At 32.9% G+C, this 18338-nt stretch carries 17 protein-coding genes; 2 read left to right on the forward strand and 15 right to left on the reverse strand.

The features are described 5' to 3' along the window. Positions 1 to 130: 130 nt before the first annotated feature. Positions 131 to 1690 (forward strand): M4 family metallopeptidase, encoded by a 1560-nt coding sequence (locus CD150_RS07800; RefSeq protein ID WP_073342318.1) that lies wholly within the window; start codon positions 131 to 133, stop codon positions 1688 to 1690. Between the two features lie 50 nt (positions 1691 to 1740). Here CD150_RS07800 and recG read toward each other — a convergent pair whose 3' ends face one another. From recG to CD150_RS07825, 5 genes are all read right to left on the reverse strand, one after another. Then, entirely contained in the window at positions 1741 to 3786 is a 2046-nt protein-coding gene (recG, locus tag CD150_RS07805) for an ATP-dependent DNA helicase RecG (RefSeq protein ID WP_103161469.1), read from the reverse strand. A 1-nt stretch (position 3787) separates the two neighbouring features. Then, on the reverse strand, positions 3788 to 4657 hold the full coding sequence (gene sdaAA / locus CD150_RS07810; protein WP_046208667.1) for an L-serine ammonia-lyase, iron-sulfur-dependent, subunit alpha: 870 nt from the start codon (positions 4655 to 4657) through the stop codon (positions 3788 to 3790). A gap of 13 nt (positions 4658 to 4670) precedes the next feature. Then, positions 4671 to 5336 (reverse strand): L-serine ammonia-lyase, iron-sulfur-dependent subunit beta, encoded by a 666-nt coding sequence (sdaAB, locus tag CD150_RS07815; RefSeq protein WP_103161470.1) that lies wholly within the window; start codon positions 5334 to 5336, stop codon positions 4671 to 4673. Between the two features lie 357 nt (positions 5337 to 5693). Further along, complete coding sequence (gene fakA, locus CD150_RS07820; protein WP_103161471.1) at positions 5694 to 7355, reverse strand: fatty acid kinase catalytic subunit FakA; 1662 nt, start codon at positions 7353 to 7355, stop codon at positions 5694 to 5696. Between the two features lie 14 nt (positions 7356 to 7369). Continuing rightward, positions 7370 to 7741: an Asp23/Gls24 family envelope stress response protein gene (locus CD150_RS07825; RefSeq protein WP_019467949.1), complete on the reverse strand. Its 372-nt coding sequence runs from the start codon at positions 7739 to 7741 to the stop codon at positions 7370 to 7372. Between the two features lie 240 nt (positions 7742 to 7981). On the opposite strand from CD150_RS07825, the gene rpmB reads away from it, so the two are divergent. After that, a complete protein-coding gene (gene rpmB / locus CD150_RS07830; protein ID WP_002483503.1) occupies positions 7982 to 8170 on the forward strand; it encodes a 50S ribosomal protein L28 in 189 nt (62 codons plus the stop codon). An 81-nt stretch (positions 8171 to 8251) separates the two neighbouring features. Here rpmB and CD150_RS07835 read toward each other — a convergent pair whose 3' ends face one another. From CD150_RS07835 to CD150_RS07880, 10 genes are all read right to left on the reverse strand, one after another. Next, the gene (locus CD150_RS07835; RefSeq protein ID WP_046208670.1) at positions 8252 to 8887 is read right to left on the reverse strand and encodes a thiamine diphosphokinase; all 636 of its coding nucleotides are present in this window, start codon (positions 8885 to 8887) and stop codon (positions 8252 to 8254) included. Positions 8888 to 8892: 5 nt separating this feature from the next. After that, positions 8893 to 9537, reverse strand: a complete 645-nt coding sequence (rpe, locus tag CD150_RS07840) for a ribulose-phosphate 3-epimerase (protein ID WP_073342327.1) — start codon at positions 9535 to 9537, stop codon at positions 8893 to 8895. Then, positions 9538 to 10413, reverse strand: coding sequence for a ribosome small subunit-dependent GTPase A (rsgA, locus tag CD150_RS07845; protein ID WP_103161472.1), 876 nt, complete (start codon positions 10411 to 10413; stop codon positions 9538 to 9540). A gap of 229 nt (positions 10414 to 10642) precedes the next feature. After that, the gene (pknB, locus tag CD150_RS07850; RefSeq protein ID WP_073342334.1) at positions 10643 to 12688 is read right to left on the reverse strand and encodes a Stk1 family PASTA domain-containing Ser/Thr kinase; all 2046 of its coding nucleotides are present in this window, start codon (positions 12686 to 12688) and stop codon (positions 10643 to 10645) included. Then, positions 12685 to 13428 (reverse strand): Stp1/IreP family PP2C-type Ser/Thr phosphatase, encoded by a 744-nt coding sequence (locus tag CD150_RS07855; RefSeq protein WP_046208674.1) that lies wholly within the window; start codon positions 13426 to 13428, stop codon positions 12685 to 12687. Before CD150_RS07855 ends, pknB begins: the two co-directional genes overlap by 4 nt. Positions 13429 to 13432: 4 nt before the next feature. Next, positions 13433 to 14527, reverse strand: a complete 1095-nt coding sequence (gene rlmN, locus CD150_RS07860; protein ID WP_073342338.1) for a dual-specificity RNA methyltransferase RlmN — start codon at positions 14525 to 14527, stop codon at positions 13433 to 13435. A gap of 3 nt (positions 14528 to 14530) precedes the next feature. Then, the gene (gene rsmB / locus CD150_RS07865) at positions 14531 to 15838 is read right to left on the reverse strand and encodes a 16S rRNA (cytosine(967)-C(5))-methyltransferase RsmB (protein WP_225792175.1); all 1308 of its coding nucleotides are present in this window, start codon (positions 15836 to 15838) and stop codon (positions 14531 to 14533) included. Between the two features lie 2 nt (positions 15839 to 15840). Continuing rightward, positions 15841 to 16773 (reverse strand): methionyl-tRNA formyltransferase, encoded by a 933-nt coding sequence (gene fmt / locus CD150_RS07870; RefSeq protein ID WP_103161473.1) that lies wholly within the window; start codon positions 16771 to 16773, stop codon positions 15841 to 15843. Further along, entirely contained in the window at positions 16766 to 17254 is a 489-nt protein-coding gene (locus tag CD150_RS07875) for a peptide deformylase (protein WP_073342346.1), read from the reverse strand. The genes fmt and CD150_RS07875 overlap by 8 nt, the downstream gene beginning before the upstream one ends. Positions 17255 to 17454: 200 nt before the next feature. After that, entirely contained in the window at positions 17455 to 18144 is a 690-nt protein-coding gene (locus tag CD150_RS07880; RefSeq protein ID WP_064209055.1) for a GNAT family N-acetyltransferase, read from the reverse strand. Between the last annotated feature and the right edge of the window lie 194 nt (positions 18145 to 18338).

Consider the following 18338-nt stretch of genomic DNA (forward strand, 5'->3'; position numbering starts at 1 on the left):
ATATATAACTTTTAATAATAATATGTTAAATTATATAAAAATAAAATGTATAGTTTTTAAAACGCTTAACTATTAAAAATATTTCAGAAATACATAGATTATTCATTCCAATTCAAAGGGGTTGTAAACATTGAAAAAAGTAGTGACCAATGCATTGTTATCTGCAACATTTTTTGCAGCTTTTTCCACTCAGAGTAACGCAAAAGAAATCAATAGTATCGTTCCTGAAAACTTAGAAAGTTCAACTGAAACAAAAATTTCCAATAAAATAGATGTAGAACATTTCCTACAAAACAACGCTACATCTGTGCTCAATACGAATAAAACTAAAACAGAATCTATTAATAAAAATGCATTTAAACAATACAAAGTAATCAATAGCAGTGTTGATTCAACTGGCGTTACACATTATGAATTAAAACCAAAAATCAATCATATTCTAGCTAATGATAGCACAATTAAAGTCCATGTAAACTCAGATGGAAACGTATCACTTATCAATGGTCATATACACAGACAACATATCGACGTTAATAATAAGGTGAAACTATCTTCTTCCCAAGCAGAAAAATTAGCCTTTAAAGCAATTGGTAAAAAAAGCAATGACGTTACAAACATCGATGGCTTTAAAGTAGTGTCTAAAAACAAACTAGATGTTAATAGTGAAAAAGAAAGATATATATATAATATAGAATTAAATTACATATCTCCTAAGCCTGCACATTGGCAAATACAAGTTGATGCTAGCACTGGGGAGATATTAAAAAAACAAAATGTGATTGAACACGCTTTAGAAAAAGGCTCTGGTATCGGAGTGAATGGTGATAAAAAATCACCACTTAATGTATCTAGCAACAATGGACAATATACTTTAAATGATACAACGACAGATGCACATATTAATACTGAAAGTGCCAATGGAACCACTGATCAATTTTCTCCTATCATAAATGATTCAAAATATTTTGATAAAAAACAACAACGTCCTGGCGTCGATGCACACTATTACGCAAAAGCAGTTTATGATTATTATTTAAATACACACGATAGAAATAGTTACGACGATAATGCTGCTGATATTAATTCAGTTGTCCATTTTGATAAGAACTATAATAATGCAGCATGGACCGGACAATATATGGTTTACGGTGACGGTGATGGTCAAACATTTAATCCCTTATCAGGCGCTAAAGATATTGTTGCTCATGAATTAACACATGCGGTAACTGAAAGAACTGCTAATTTAGAATATGTAAATCAATCTGGTGCACTCAACGAATCTTTCTCAGATGTATTTGGGTATTTTATTGACCCTGATAACTGGCTGATGGGTGAAGATGTATATACTCCCAATCAAGATGGTGACGCTTTAAGAAGTTTAAAAGATCCAGAAAAATATGATCAACCAGCACATATGGATCAATTTTATACTGGTGCTGAAGATAATGGTGGTGTCCATATTAATAGTGGTATTCCAAACAAAGCGGCATACCTAACGATACAATCAATTGGTAAAGAAAAAGCTGAGCAAATATACTATCTCGCATTAACTCAATATTTGACGTCCAATGCTGAATTTTCTGATGCCAAAATTGCCTTAAAACAAGCAGCAGATGAATTATATGGCCGTAATAGTAACGAATCACAATCTGTAGCACAAGCATGGACTAAAGTAGGTGTAGGCTCGTAAATATAAAAAAACAGCAGTTTAGCAAATGACACGCTAAATTGCTGTTTTTGTTAATCAAAACTAGTATATAATAAATTATCTTCTACAAATGTTCTTAATCTTTGATACTCATCTTCAAAAAATGCACCGGATTGAATTAATTCTGCTGCCTCATCTCTCGCTACTTCTAACATTTTATAATCTTCAACAACATTCGCTACTAAAAAGTCAGGTAACCCACTTTGTTTCACACCAAAGAAATCACCAGGTCCTCTCATTTCTAAATCACGTTCACTTAATTCAAAACCATCTGTTGTTTGTGTCATTACATTCATACGTTCTATCCCTGTTTCAGTTTTCGGTGAAGCAATTAATACACAATAGCTTTGGTGTTCACTTCTACCAACACGTCCTCTTAATTGATGTAAAGTCGATAATCCAAATCGATCCGCATCATATATCATCATAAATGTTGCATTAGGGACGTTAACTCCTACTTCTACCACTGTCGTTGACACTAATATATCAATTTCATGATTACTAAATTGTTGCATCACTTGATCTTTTTCTTCTGAGGTTAATTTACCATGAAGTAGTCCAACTTTTCCTTTACCATAAAAGGCTTGTAAAGATTCGAACAATTCAACTACATTTTGTACATCTTCTAAATGCTCTGAACTTTCTATCAATGGACAAATCACATATGCTTGTCTACCTTTTTTTAATTCAGCAGACATTTGTTGTAATACACTTTCGTATGCTTCATGTTTAGACCAAGAGGTTATAATAGGCTTCCTACCCTTTGGTAACTGTTTGATTGAGGATACATCCATTTCTCCAAAAACTGAAATTGCTAATGTGCGTGGAATAGGTGTCGCTGTCATAAACAAAACGTTTGTCATCGCGCCTTTTTCTCTCAGCAATTGTCGTTGATTGACACCAAAACGATGCTGTTCATCTGTAATTACAAGGCCCACATTATTAAAGACAACATCATCTTGAATAAGCGCATGTGTACCAATAATACAATCTATCTCATTTTGCTCGAGTTGTTCCAACAAAATTTTGCGTTTTTTCCCTTTTACTGAACCTGTAAGTAAAGCAATGTTCATTCTGTCACCAAATATCTCTGTTAGACTTTCAGCATGCTGTTCTGCAAGTATTTCCGTAGGTACCATTAAAGCAGATTGATAACCTGCTGTTTTTAATGCATACATACAAATTGCAGCTACGACTGTTTTTCCTGATCCAACATCACCTTGTAACAATCTATGCATGCGAATAGGCGCTTTTAAATCTCTAAATATCTCGTTTACACTTTGCTTTTGTGCATCAGTTAATTCAAATGGTAAACGTGATATAAAATTTCTTACTAATTGAATATCATAATCAATTTCGATTGCGTCATCTGATATTTTTTCCAACCTATTTAGCCATTGCATTCTAAGTTCAAACATAAATAATTCAATAAATGCGTAAGTTCTTCTCGCTTTGAGCAATGAAGTTTTATCCGGTGCAAGGTGTAATGTTTTGATTGTATCTTCTAGCGTTTCTAATTTATATTTTTCTCTCAATGAATCTGATATCCATTCATGAATCGTAACATGTTCTAAAACTTGCCTAATCATATCACGTAATGGTTTTTGCTTTATCCCTTCTTTAATTCGATAAATGGGTTCAAATTGTACATCTTCCATTGCTGGTTGATTAAAAAACATTCGATTTCCGTTAATTTCTTGCTTATTTCTATTCCATTTTCCTTTAATCGTAACCGTTTGGTGTAGTTCTAGTTTCTTTTTCAAGTAAGGTTGATTAAAAAATACACATTTTACAGCAATATTGTTAACCATTAAATGAACTGTCAACTTAGATTTATTCCTACCAAAAAAAGCGACAGTGGGTGTTGAGTATACTTCCCCAACAACAGTCACCATCGCTTGATCTTCTGCTTCATTCAAGTCAACTACAGTATTGTCTTCATAACGCGTTGGTAAATATAAGATTAAATCTTCTACTGTATAAATGTTCAATTCATTTAATACCGCTAACCGCTTAGGACCTAAACCCTTGATTTGTGATAATGGAAATGGGCTTTCTATTAAATTGACTTTTGACATTTTAATCACCAAATATTTCTTGTTTTAAACGCTGTCCTGTCGGTGTGCCTGCTAAACCTCCACGACCAGTTTCACGCAACGCTGAAGGCATCGTTTGCCCTATTTTATACATTGCTTCTATTACTTCGTCTGTCGGGATTCTGGAAGTTACACCTGCTAATGCCATATCGGCTGAGACGATTGCATTAGATGCCCCAGCTGCATTTCTTTTTACACAAGGTACTTCTACTAATCCAGCTACAGGGTCACATACTAAACCTAGCATATTTTTCAAACAAATTGCAAAAGCTTCCGAAGATTGTTGTGGTGTACCACCTGCAAGCTCAACTGTCGCACCTGCAGCCATAGCTGCGGCCGATCCAACTTCTGCCTGACAACCACCTGCTGCACCAGATATCGATGCATTATTTGCTACAACAAATCCAAATGCGCCTGAAGTTAATAAGAAATTCAACATATCTTTACGTGTAGGTTCTAATCGTGGTTTCAAACCAAACAGAACCCCAGGAACGACTCCAGCTGAACCAGCCGTTGGTGTAGCACAAATTTTACCCATTGCTGCATTTACTTCATTTGTTGCTACTGCTTTGCTCACAGCGTCTAATAATGTTGCACCAGATAAAGATTTACCTGTTTTTAAATATTCTTTTATTAAAACAGCGTCTCCACCTGTTAGACCAGTCGTTGAAGTTACGCCTTCTAAGCCCTCATCTAATGCATTTTCCATAGTTTGTAAATTTTTATCCATATGTGCATATACTTCTTCTTCTGATAAACCAGTAACTTCCATTTCTTGCTCAAGCATCACTTCATATATTTTTTTATCTTCTGTCTCACATTTTTCAATGAGTTCTTTTACACTTTTAAACATTGATATCCCTCCATTAGGCGTCGCCCATGAGTGAGACTGTCACTACACCATCGACGTTTTTTATTTTTTCTATTATTTCATCATTGATAGCATCATCTAATTCACAAGTCATTAATGCTTGGTCACCTTTTTCTTTTCTTGAAACTTGCATGCTGCCAACATTAATACTGGAATCACCTAATATATTAGCTACACGGCCAATCGTACCAAATGTATCTTTATGGAACACTAAAAGTGCTGGATAATTACCACTAATTGCAATACTAAAACCATTGATTGCAACAACATCTATCTTACCGCCACCAATAGACACACCTTCAACAGAAATTTCTTTTTCTCCGTCTCTCATATTAATAATTGCAGTGTTTGGGTGAGAGCGTTCTTCTGCCATTTCAATAAAATTCACTTTCATGCCAATTTCTTCAGCAGTCTCTAAACTTTTTTGGATTCGATCATCGTCTGTATCATATCCTAATAAGCCACCCACAAGTGCTACATCTGTACCATGGCCCTTATATGTTTCCATAAATGACCCATACAAATATATATCAACTTGTTTTGGTATTTGATTAAATAAATCTTTAGCTACTAAGCCAATTCTGACTGCACCTGCTGTATGTGAAGATGATGGACCAACCATTGTTGGACCAATTATATCGAAAACTGTTTTATATTTCATAATGGATACCCCACCCTTATTTTTAATCATTCTAAAGTGTTGCGCTTACATTTTATTTGCACCTTTATTATTATAACAATTTAAGTTAACATTATAAACTAATTTTAGTTGTACTGCTTTTAATTCAAAATTATTACAAATTGCACACTATTGTGAATTGAATACACATATAAACATAATGAAAATAATTATTTTTTACCGTGAATATTATTACGATTTTTACCTCTATTTAGTATATACTTCTTTAAACATAAACTTTGCCCATTTTTTGCGTCAAAATAAATATACGTAACCAGATATGACACATACCTAATTACGTATATTGATAGAAATTTTGTCGTTATCAACAAACTAACATTATTCCACAGAAAACAGATATTGATATACAGGCTGATCACCTTGATGTTGATCTATTTCAATATCTGGATACGTTGTTTCAATCCAGGATTCAACATTAAATGTTATATCACTATTGGCATCTTCACCGATAATCATAGTGATTATTTCACTTTCGTCCGTAATCATTTGAGACAATAACTGTTTAACAGTCTCAAATTCATCTTCATTGCTTGTGACAATTTTATCCTCGACTAATCCCATAAATGCATCTTTTTTTATTTCTACACCATCGACTTTGGTATCTCTAACAGCGTAAGTAACAGAGCCAGAAGTTATCACTTCTAATGATTCAATCATGCGTGCTTTATTATCAATTAATTCGTCTGATTCATCATAATTAAATAATGCAGCTATTCCTTGTGGTATAGATTTCGAAGGAATCACAATAGCTTCAGCATCTACAATTGATGCAGCTTGTTCACTCGCCATCATAATATTTTTATTATTGGGCAAGATGATTGCACGTTTACATTGGGATTGTTCAATCACTTTCACAATATCTTCAGTAGAAGGGTTCATTGTCTGGCCACCACTTATTAAATGTGTCGCACCCATGGATTTAAACAATTCTGATATGCCTTCTCCCATAGAAATAGCGATGACAGCAGTGTCTACTGTTGAAGTTTCTTGATTAGATTGTTGCGTATTTGTACCTTTTTGTTCTTTTTTTACAACTTCACGATGTTGTTCTCGCATATTCTCAACTTTTAATTTAATTAATTCACCATATTGTTGTCCGTAATTAAAAACATCGCCAGGTTTTTCTGTATGTACATGAACTTTTACAATTTCATCATCATTAATAACTAATAATGAATCCCCAAATTGACTCATTTCTTCTCTAAAAGTATCTTCATCGAATACTTTTTTATTTACCCCAAAACGAACCATCATTTCGGTACAATATCCATAAACAATATCTTCAGTATTAATCACACCGTGGAAGTCATGTTCTTCATTCACTAAAGTTTCTGTATCTAATTTTGGAGTTCCTGCAGTTACAGTTTCACCTTTTAAAGCTTTTAGAAAACCTTCATAAACGATAACTAATCCTTTACCACCACTATCAACTACACCAACTTCTTTTAATACAGGTAATAAATTAGGCGTATTCTCTAAAGAAATTTGGGCTTGTTCTATAATATATGTCACAAGTTCAATGCAATCTTCTGTTTCTTGTGCCTTTTGTATACCTGCATCCGCAGCATCTCTAGCAACAGTTAAAATTGTGCCTTCTACGGGTTTCATAATTGCTTTATACGCAGTGTTAACACCAGCTTTAAAACTTTCTGCTAATTGCTGTGCATTAATTTCGCTAAAACTTTCTAAATTTTTGCTAAACCCTCTAAAAAGCTGTGATAAGATAACGCCAGAATTTCCACGTGCCCCCATTAATAAGCCTTTTGAAAATGTTTTACCTAACTCGCCAATATGCTGTGATAAATTCTCTTCTACTGCTTCTCTGCCTGATGTCATTGTTAAGTTCATATTTGTCCCTGTATCCCCATCTGGCACCGGGTATACATTTAATGAATCTACTAAATCTGAATGATTAGATAAATTTTGTGCCCCTTGAATAATCATTTCGGCAAATAATTTACCATTTATTTTACTAACCATCTCGTTATGTCCTCCTAGTTTTTCTTGCCATTATCCACTCGTACGCCTTGTACAAATATATTAATTGAATTTACTTTAACTTTTAATGTTTGTTCTAATGTATATTTGACAGTTGATTGAACATTGCTTGCAACTTCTGATATCTTTGTACCGTAACTTACAATGATATACATATCAACATCCAACACACTATTTTCTTCTCTCACAACAATGCCTTTTGCATAATTTTCATAACCTAAAATTTCAGCAATTCCATCTCTTACTTGTTGTCTAGAAGCCATTCCTACAATGCCATAACATTCTACCGCTTTACTACCCACAACTGAAGCTATTACTTCGTTTGAAATGTCTATGCTACCATAATCATTTGTAATTTCTAATGTCATTTTATTGGGCCTCCTAGTTTATGGTTCTCACTTTATTTTTGATACTTTAAAACTTTATATTAAGATTAAAAAATACAATATTATCCATAGTTTACAATTATATCATAAAATGAGTGTAACAAAAGTAGAAGCTATGTAAAGAAATTTTTTTCATTTTATTGCCATTATTTTTTTTATGTGGTACATTATTCAAGTATGTAGTAGATATGTGTATTTATATTTATTAAAGGAGGTACTTTCATGGGCAAACAATGTTTCGTAACAGGTCGCAAAGCTTCAACTGGAAACAATCGTTCACACGCTTTAAATTCTTCTAAAAGAAGATGGAATGCTAACCTTCAAAAAGTTAGAATTCTTGTAGACGGAAAACCTAAAAAAGTTTGGGTTTCTGCACGTGCTTTAAAATCTGGTAAAGTAACTAGAGTTTAATAAATATAATGCACGAAAAAGACCAATCCTTATGTGGAGGATTGGTCTTTTTTTGTTTATAATTAATTTTGCTACGATTTATCAATCTTTACTTTTAATCATTAATACGCTACCTGAATAAATAGAAACAGTACCTCGTGGTTTTATTAATTCATTAGATATTGTCAGCGTAGAACCGAGCTGTAAAGATGATTGCTTCAATTCATATTTAAAATTGGCTAATGAAATAACTGTAGGATATGTAATTGGGATGAATGATATATATGGATAATTAAAATCTCTTTCAACACAATGATCTTTAGCAGATAAATATGAAATTTCGTTTTGTTGGTCAATGATTTTAATGTTAATTTTCTTTTTTGTATATTCTGGTTTCTCTAAAATTTGCAATGCACCCATAAAATGGTCTAAACGTCCACCGGTTGCTCCATAAACACATATTTCACTATAGCCTGAATGGATTGCTTGATCGATACCCAATGCTAAATCAGTGTCATCTTTTTCAGAATGATATGGATTAATTGCTAGTTTTTCAGCCAAATAATCCCTTTCTTCTTTAGTTATTGAATCAAAATCACCGACTGCAAATTGAGGCATAATACCTGATTCAATCAATATTAATGCACCTCGGTCAACCCCTATCCATGACTCATTTGCCTTATTTTGTAAAATATTTTCTGGTAAGTTTCTTGCACCACATAATAAATTGACTTTCATTGACTTCAACCTTTCAATGTTTGCGTCACTTGTTTATAATCTTTTTGTTTAAAGAAATATGAACCAGCTACCAACATAGTGGCACCATGTTCGATAACAGTTGCAACTGTTTCATCGTTAATGCCACCATCAACTTCGATTTCAAATGATAAGTTTAATGCTTTTTTTATCTTAACTAGTTCGTCCAATTTGCTAATGCTATCTTGAATAAATGTTTGACCGCCAAATCCAGGGTTAACTGTCATGACAAGTACATAATCCACCATTTTCAGCACTGGCATAATCGTATTCACCGATGTACCTGGGTTAATGACTACACCAGCTTTTACATTTGTCTTTTTAATCTGTTGTATTACTCTATGAATATGTGGTGTTGCTTCCACATGTACTGAAATCATGTCTGCACCTTGTGCTGCAAAAAGCTCCACATATTTTTCTGGCTCTTCTATCATTAAATGCACATCTATTGGTAAATTAGTACCCTTTCTAACGGCTTCTAATATAGGCAATCCAATTGAAATATTTGGAACAAATTGACCGTCCATCACATCAAAGTGCACACCATCAACACCTGCATCTTCTAATGCCTTTAATTCCTTTTGTAATTGTAAAAAATCAGCTGATAATAATGATGGATATAATTTTGCCACTTAATATCTTTCCTTTCTGTTTGCAATTTCATTAAATAATTGTAAATAATGTTCATATCTAAAGTGAGCTATATTCCCTTTTTCTATTTCATGCTTAACATTACACTTGGGTTCGTTTATATGGTTGCAATCTCTAAATTTACAATGTTCACCATATTCATTGATTTCCATGAAATAATGTTTCACTTCATCTTTTTGAATATGATTAAAATCTAATGCGCTAAATCCAGGTGTGTCAGCTATAAAGCCATTTTTTCGTTCAAATAATTCTACATGCCTTGTAGTATGTCTACCCCTATTTAACGCTCTAGATATATGTTGTGTTTCAATATTCAATTCAGGAAAATATCGATTTAATAACGTAGATTTCCCAACACCTGATTGACCGCTTAATACTACTAGTCCTTCTCCCCATTGCATGAAAACTTCATCGATATGATCTTCAACACTTATAAATTGTGTATGATATCCCATATTTTCATAAATTTTTAGTGTCTGTAATATTTTGTTTTCCATGCTAGGTGAAGTAATATCACGTTTAGTTACTAATATGCGAGGTCTCATATGATACGAGTGTGCTATGACTAAAAATCTATCCAATAACTGAGTTGAAAATTCAGGTTCTACCGCACTCATCACTAATACTAGGTGATCAACATTGCTAACTGGTGGTCTTTTTAATTCATTTTTTCGTTCGTGAACATGGTGAATATAACCTTCTGTAATATTTTCAACTTCAAAATCTACAACATCACCAACAATAGGTGAAAATTTATTTTTTCTAAATAATCCACGTGGTTTTGTGTCGTACATTTCGCCATTTACATCTACGCGATATACACCACTTAATGATTTTATGATGCGTCCTGTTTTCACTTAGGCACCCCTCTTTTAAAAGCTTTACATACTATATTATAGCAAAGGCTTTTTAATTTAAATACGATTTGAGACTATTTCAGTTAAAAATAAATAACAGAGCATTATTACTACATGGAATGATAGCAATAATACTCTGTTATAAACGTTTTTTAAAAGTAGTTCGCAGAAGCCTTTGGCTTCTGCATAAGCGCAACTAAACTCCCTTCACTTTGTTCGTTAAGTTGCGCTAAAAATCATAAGGAATATCTTTATCAGCTACAATCTTGCCATCAACTCGAATCGTATAACCCGCCGTCTCTCCTTTTTCAATCGTCATTGGAATAGTAACGGTTTTATCATCTTTAATTTTGAAGCTTTGTGCAGCTGATGATCCTTTGTCATCCTTGTCTCTCACATATACTTTCACTTCTTGGCTTTCATCATCATCACCCGTATAGGGAACTTGATAGGTTTCTGTATATGTTTTAGTTTGAGGTTTATCATCTTCTTTAGATGACTTATCTTCTTGCTCCTCAGAATTTATATCTTCTTTTTTCTCTGATGCTTTCGGTTTACCTGTAGATACTACGAATTCTACGGTAGAACCTTCATCTACTTCTTCGTCTTTAGGTGATTGACTAATGACATTGCCCTTTTTAACTGTTTTATCAGAGCGTTTTTCTACAGTAACTACTTTAAATCCTTTAGATTCTAGTTCAGATTTAGCTGTCTTGAATGATTTTTTCTCATAATCATCCACATAAACTTGTTTAACACCTAATGATTCAGTCAATTTAATGTCACTATCATTTATTTTCACTCTATCACCTGGCGATATACTTTGTGCTTCAATTAAGCCTTTAGCTACATTTTGTTTCGTATAAGATTGATCTACTTTTGCATCATCAATTCCTAATTTTTTTAATTTATTTAATGCCTCTGCTTTTGGTAATCCATATAAATTTGGCATTTCTGCAGTTTTAGGTCCTTTTGATAATACAATGTCTACTTTACTTTGTTGTTCTAAACGTTCACCTTTACCAGGTGATGTTTTAATAATTTTATTCTCAGGATATTTATCACTATAAGCTCTTGTAGTTTTGCCTAATTCTAGTTTGTTATCCTTTAAAATACCTTCAGCTTCTTTTTCAGTCTTACCTATTAAATTAGGTGTTTCCAAATATTTATTACCAAACATTCCCATGGCCATAAAACCAAATAATCCAAACAACAGTAATACAATGATTAAACCATAGAAAAACTTTTTCTTTTTCGATCTTTTTTTCGGAGGCATTGTATATAATTGTTCCTCATTTGATTGAAAATATTGTTGATTAACAATTGGAATTTGCATGGTTTGATTCATGCTTTTTGCTTTATCTTCATCACGAGTCTGATTAGCAATCTCTGCTTTATCAATAGGCACTGTTTTAGTGTCAGCGTCAACAGAATGATATGGTGATTCATTTTCACGCTCTTTTGTCAGGACAGTAGACAAGTCATCTTGCATTTCTTGAACCGATTGATAGCGATCTTTCTTATCTTTTTCAGTCGCTTTAAGCACGACGTTGCTCAATGATTGTGGTACTTCAGAACGTTTGCTAGAAACATTAGGCATCGGATCTTGGATATGTTTTATAGCGATGCTTACTGCTGTTTCACCGGAAAAAGGAGGTTGTCCTACTAACATTTCATACAGTACAACACCAATAGAATATATATCAGTGCCGTTATCTGTTACATCACCGCGCGCTTGTTCAGGAGAAAGGTATTGAACCGTCCCTAAAACATGATTTGTTTGGGTCATCGTCGTTTCGCTTAATGCTTTTGCAATACCAAAATCTAATATTTTTAGTGTTTGATCACGACTCACCAAAATATTTTGAGGTTTTACATCACGATGAACAATCTTTGTATCATGTGCATGCTTTATTCCTTCAATAATTTGTTCTGTAAATTTGATTATGGTTTTGATGTCTAAAGGTCGATGTTGTTGAATATATTCTGATAAAGTGGGACCTTCTATGTATTCCATCACTAAAAAGAAATTTTCATCATTTTCAGTAACATCAAAAACATTAACGATATTTTTATGTGAAAGTTGTGTTAAATTGTGGACTTCACGTTCAAAACGCTTAATTGTTTCTTCTTTTTCACCAGAAGGTATCCTAATAGCTTTAATTGCTACATTGCGATTTAAAATTGTGTCATCAGCCAAATATACTGTGCTCATGCCACCGCCGCCAAGCTTTTTTATCACTTTATAACGTTCGCTTATTAATTTTCCAATCATACCTTATCTCCTTCAATTTCTGCTAAAACAATACTCACATTATCATTCGTTTCTTGTGATATTGCTAATTCAATAAGATTCCGGCCGTGTGTTTCTAAATCATTTTCTTGCATTAATTCTTCTTGAATCATATGATTTCTCGCAAAATCTGTTAATCCATCCGAGTTAAGTAATAGAAAATCATAAAAATTAGTTCTTTTTACAAAAATATCTGGTGTTACTACCTTATCCGTACCCATAACTTTTGTAATAATATTTTTTTGCGGATGATTGAATGCTTCTTCAGCACTAATTTGACCAATCATCACTAAATGATTAACGAAAGAATGATCGTTTGTAATTTGTTCAATCTCTCTACTATTAACCAAATATCCTCTTGAATCACCAATATTTGCGACCACTACATAATCATCAAATACTAACGCACAAACACAAGTTGTTCCCATGCCATAATAGTCTGTATTATCAACAGAGAGTTGATATAATTCACGATTAATCGCTTTAAGTGTAGTTCTCAGCCAATCCTCGGCTTGGTTAGGTTCAATTAAATTTTCTTCTTCAAAACGACGTTGCAATTCATCTGTTACAAATTGACTTGCTACTTCTCCTGCTAAATGTCCACCCATACCATCACAGAGTACAAGTAATTGTTGTTCTGTTTTATTATAGAACACACCACCTGCATCTTCGTTCTTATCACGATATTGACCTGTGTCAGTAAAAAATTGTGCTTTTAGCATACTATTACCTCGTTTCTACTTTTCGTTCCTTAGCTCTTAATTGACCACATGCTGCATCTATATCAGCACCTTGTTCTCTTCTTATAGTTGCATTAATACCTAGTCTCTTTAATTCTTTTTCAAATTTAAAGATATCTTCTTTAGGCGTCTTGACGTAATTTCTTTCTGGTACATGGTTCACAGGTATTAAATTTACATGACAGTTTAATTTTTGAATTAAATGTGCTAACTCTCTCGCATGCTCAACTTGATCATTGACGCCTCCAAATAGACCATATTCAAATGTAACACGTCTATTTGTTGTTTCTTGATAATATTTAATGGCTTCCATTAATTTTTCAACATTATACGCTCGGTTAATAGGCATTAATCGAGAACGAATTTCGTCATTAGCCCCATGTAAGCTTACTGCAAAATTGATTTGAATATCTTCGTCAGCAAAATCATAAATTCTAGGTATAATACCAGAAGTAGAAACAGTAATATGACGCGCACCTATATTTAAACCACTGTCATGATTAACAATCTTCAAAAAGTCCATCATTTCATCATAGTTTTCAAATGGCTCACCAATACCCATGATGACGATTTGAGATACACGTTCTTCGGTTTCATCTAATGCTTTTTGGACAGTAAGCACTTGAGATACAATTTCTCCCGCTTCTAAATTACGCTTTAAGCCACCTAGTGTAGATGCACAGAATGTACAACCTATACGGCAACCCACTTGAGTAGTAACACATACGGAATTACCATATTCATGTCTCATTAATACTGTTTCGATTGTGTACCCATCTTGTAATTCAAATAAGAATTTGATTGTACCATCTTTGCTTTCTTGTTTAACTACTGTCGTCATCACTGTCATTGCAAAATGATCTTTCAATAGTGCTCTTAACTCTTTAGACAAATTTGTCATTTCATCAATGCTGTCTACTCGTTTTTCATATAACCATTCAAAGATTTGTTTCGCTCTGAATTTTTGTTGCCCATTTTCCTTTAACCAATTTTCCATTTCATCATATCTTAAAGAGTATATAGATTGCTTTTCAAAATTGGGAAGAAATTTATTCTTTTTCTTCTTTTCTGCAGTTATCATTATTTATTGGTCCTTTCTTTTTATCCTAGTAATGAAAAAGCCATCAGAATTAAAATGCTGAGGTAACACTTGTAAAGTTTTTACCTTTTCTCCACTGATTGGATGTTCAAATAAATCAAATTCAAAATCTTTATTTTCTTTTAAAAATGTATATATTACATTTTCATTTTCTAACTGTTCTATTGTACAAGTTGAATAAACTAAAGTGCCTCCTGGACGTAAATGATGTTTCACATTATTTAAAATTTCTAGTTGAATATTCACTAAAGATTGAATACTTTGCTGACTTTGTTCGTATTTGATTTCTGGCTTATGTCTAAGTACACCTAAGCCACTACAAGGTGCATCTACTAAAATCTTATCATAAACTTTATCATAATTTTCCGTCGCATCGTGACTAAAAGCGGAAATGTTAGATAATCGTAATTTTCGAATGTTAAAATCAATCAAATCAATTTTATGTTCATGGATGTCTGTCGCATCTACATGTCCAGTACCATGTAGCCTTTCTGCTATATGACATGCTTTTCCGCCAGGTGCACTACAAGCATCTAATACAAGGTCGCCATCTTGAAGATTCATCACGTCAGCTACAAACATAGAACTTTTATCTTGGATAGATACTAAACCATCTTTAAATACGCGTGACTCTATAATCGGTTTACCACTAATATGTAAACAAATTGTAATGTCATTATCTTGCGTTACAGTGTAACCTTCTTCTTCTAAACGTTGCATCACATGTTCAACTGAAATTCTTGTCAAATTAACCCTTACAGTTGTTGTCACTTTTGTTAAAAATGATTGTGCAATTGCTTCAGTTTCTTCTATTCCAAAGTGTGTCACCCAGTGATCAACAAGCCATTTAGGCAAACTATACTGAATAGCAATTCGCTTCTTATCGTCCGAAATTTCATTGAAATTTGGTAACTCACTGCGCATAAGGGTTCTCAAGATTCCATTAACCACATTACCGTTATGTGGGCCGCCTTTATATTTTGCTATATTAACAGCTTCATTAATAATCGCATGTTCAGGAACTTTATCCAAATACATATACTGATAGATACTCATCCATAGTAACTGTCTGACCCAACCTTTAAGTTTAGTTTGTACAAATGGTTTCAAATAATAATCTAGTGTATATTTTCTTTTTAACGTACCATATACTAATTCGGTTAATAAATTCTTATCAGCTCGATTTAACTCATTATTTGTTAATACCTCATTAATAATAATATTACTATAAGCTTTATCATTAATAATATCTTGTAGTGTTTCAAAAGCTAATAACCTTACATTAGTTTCAATTGTCATTTTAATACCTTCCCAACGAGTGTTGATTGTACACCACTTAAGTAATTAGCTGTAGGCATTCTCTTTTTACCAGCAACTTGAATCTCTGTTAATGCAATCGCATCACTAGAACCTGTAGCCACAATAATTGCTTTCTTAGTTGTCTCTATTATTGTACCTGGCTCACCGTCTTTATCTTTTTCAATGCGTGAAGCATAGACTTTTAAGTTTTCTCCATCCATAATTGTGTAGGCAACCGGCCATGGAGATAGACCTCTAATATGGTTATAAACTACTTCAGCAGGTTCTGACCAATCAATTTTTTCATCTTCTCGACGAATGTTAGATGCAAATGTCGCTTCGTCTTCATTTTGAACAATACTTTCATTCGTACCATTAATGATAGAAGGAAGCGTTTCTTTTAATAATTCACCACCTAAAAAGCTTAATTTGTCATGCATTACACCAACGTCATCTTGTGGTTCAATATCGATCGCTTTTTGAGCTATAATATTTCCAGCATCCAATTTCTTAGCCATATACATGATAGAAATACCAGTTTGTGTTTCTCCATCTATAATCGCTTGATGTATCGGGGCTCCACCTCTATATTTAGGTAATAATGATGCATGTACATTGATAGCACCTAACTTTGGTGAATCCAATAAACGTTGTGGTAATAATTGGCCAAATGCCGCAGTAACAATTAAATCCGCGTTTAAATCAATCAACATCTCTAATTCTTCAGATTTTGACAGTTTTTCAGGCTGATATACAGGAATCGCATGTTCTATTGCAACTTGTTTCACTGGTGGTGGTGTTAATTTTCGTTTTCTGCCAACTGGTCGATCAGGTTGAGTAACAACTGCGATCACGTTATGTTCTGCAATTAACATTTCTAACACTTTTGTTGAAAAATCTGGTGTCCCCATAAAAATAATTTTACTCATTTTCAAAATACGCCTCCACTTCTGCTTCAGTCAAAATTTTATCTGCACGTTCTGTAAAAAGTTTACCTTCAAAATGATCAATCATATGCAATATCATGCGTGCAATATCATCATATGCGGTCATTTCTACTTCATTTCCATTTTTATCGTTACTTTTAACAACAATCATTTTACTTCTTTCAACTTCACCATAAATGTCAGGTAATGAAATAGAGCCCTCTAACTCAGTTACTTTTTGGTCAGATTCTCGAATGATTTTTGGATTAATAAGTTGTAACAATCCATCTATTTCCATATCTATAATAGATACCTTTTGTAAAATGCCAATTTGCGGGGCACATATAGCAGAAGCCTCAACTTCATACATTGTGTCTTCTAAATCGAGCAATAATTGAGCTAAGTTTTCGTCAAATCGTGATACATCCGGCACGTGCTTTTGCAAAATTGGATTTTCTGCTGTAACAAGTTGCTTTATTGTCATACAAATTACTCCTCATAAAAATTCATCATATCATTATAACTTATTTTAGTTAAATTTGCACCAAGCTTTGATGAAATACACGAACTGAAATCACATATATTTTCACTTTAATTTTATTCCGTCATCACAAATATAACCGTAAGCCTCCTATACAAGCTTACGGTTTACAAAATATTTATTATCCAGTTAATGTTGTAATATCATAGTGATAACTTATTTATTTGATTGCCAGATTCATCAAAATTATATTCATTCAACCAATTCTCAAACTTAGTTTTATATACTGACCACTCATCATCTAACATAGCGAGCCAGTATGTATCTCTACTTCTTTGTTTATAAATAGTATGATTTTTAAACAAACCTTCATATTTAAAGCCAAGTCGTTTGGCTGCTTTTATAGAAGGCTCATTTAATGCATCACATTTCCATTCATACCTTCTATATCCCAAAGTGTCAAAGATATATTTTGCTAATAAGTAGTGTGTTTCTGTAGCAATACGTGTTCGTTTCATTTTATTAGCATAATGAATATGACCAACTTCAATTGTTGCATTTGGTTCATTTATTCTAAGTAATGATAAAATACCTACTACATCATTATCAAATTGATCTATTATAGCAAAAAAATATGGATCCTTTGTTTGTACTTTATTTTTTATATAGGTTGCAAAATCATCATAACTTTTAGGCTGCGCGTCTGGTAAATACGTCCAATTAGGTGCATCTTCTTGCTCCTTAAAATGAGTGAATAAAGGGTTAATATGTTTTGAAGCTAATTTTTCTAATCTACAATACTTCCCTTCTAACACATCAGCCGTTGGTGTTTTGGGTTGAGAGAAATCGATTAATGACTTACCGATAGGTTGTTCAAACTGATTATATTCCATTTATATCCCCCCCCTTTTAATCAATGACTAGAGAACTTTATCGCATAATTTATCACGCGAAATATTAATCATTAAAATGTTTGGCAATTGCGTATAATACATCTATACCAATTTTTATAAATTAATATTATGTTATCATTGTAAATTATAATGCGAAAGCATTTCTATTAATCAGTTTATATTCTTTTTAATAT

This window comes from Staphylococcus ureilyticus, from assembly GCF_002902235.1.
Taxonomy (GTDB): domain Bacteria; phylum Bacillota; class Bacilli; order Staphylococcales; family Staphylococcaceae; genus Staphylococcus; species Staphylococcus ureilyticus.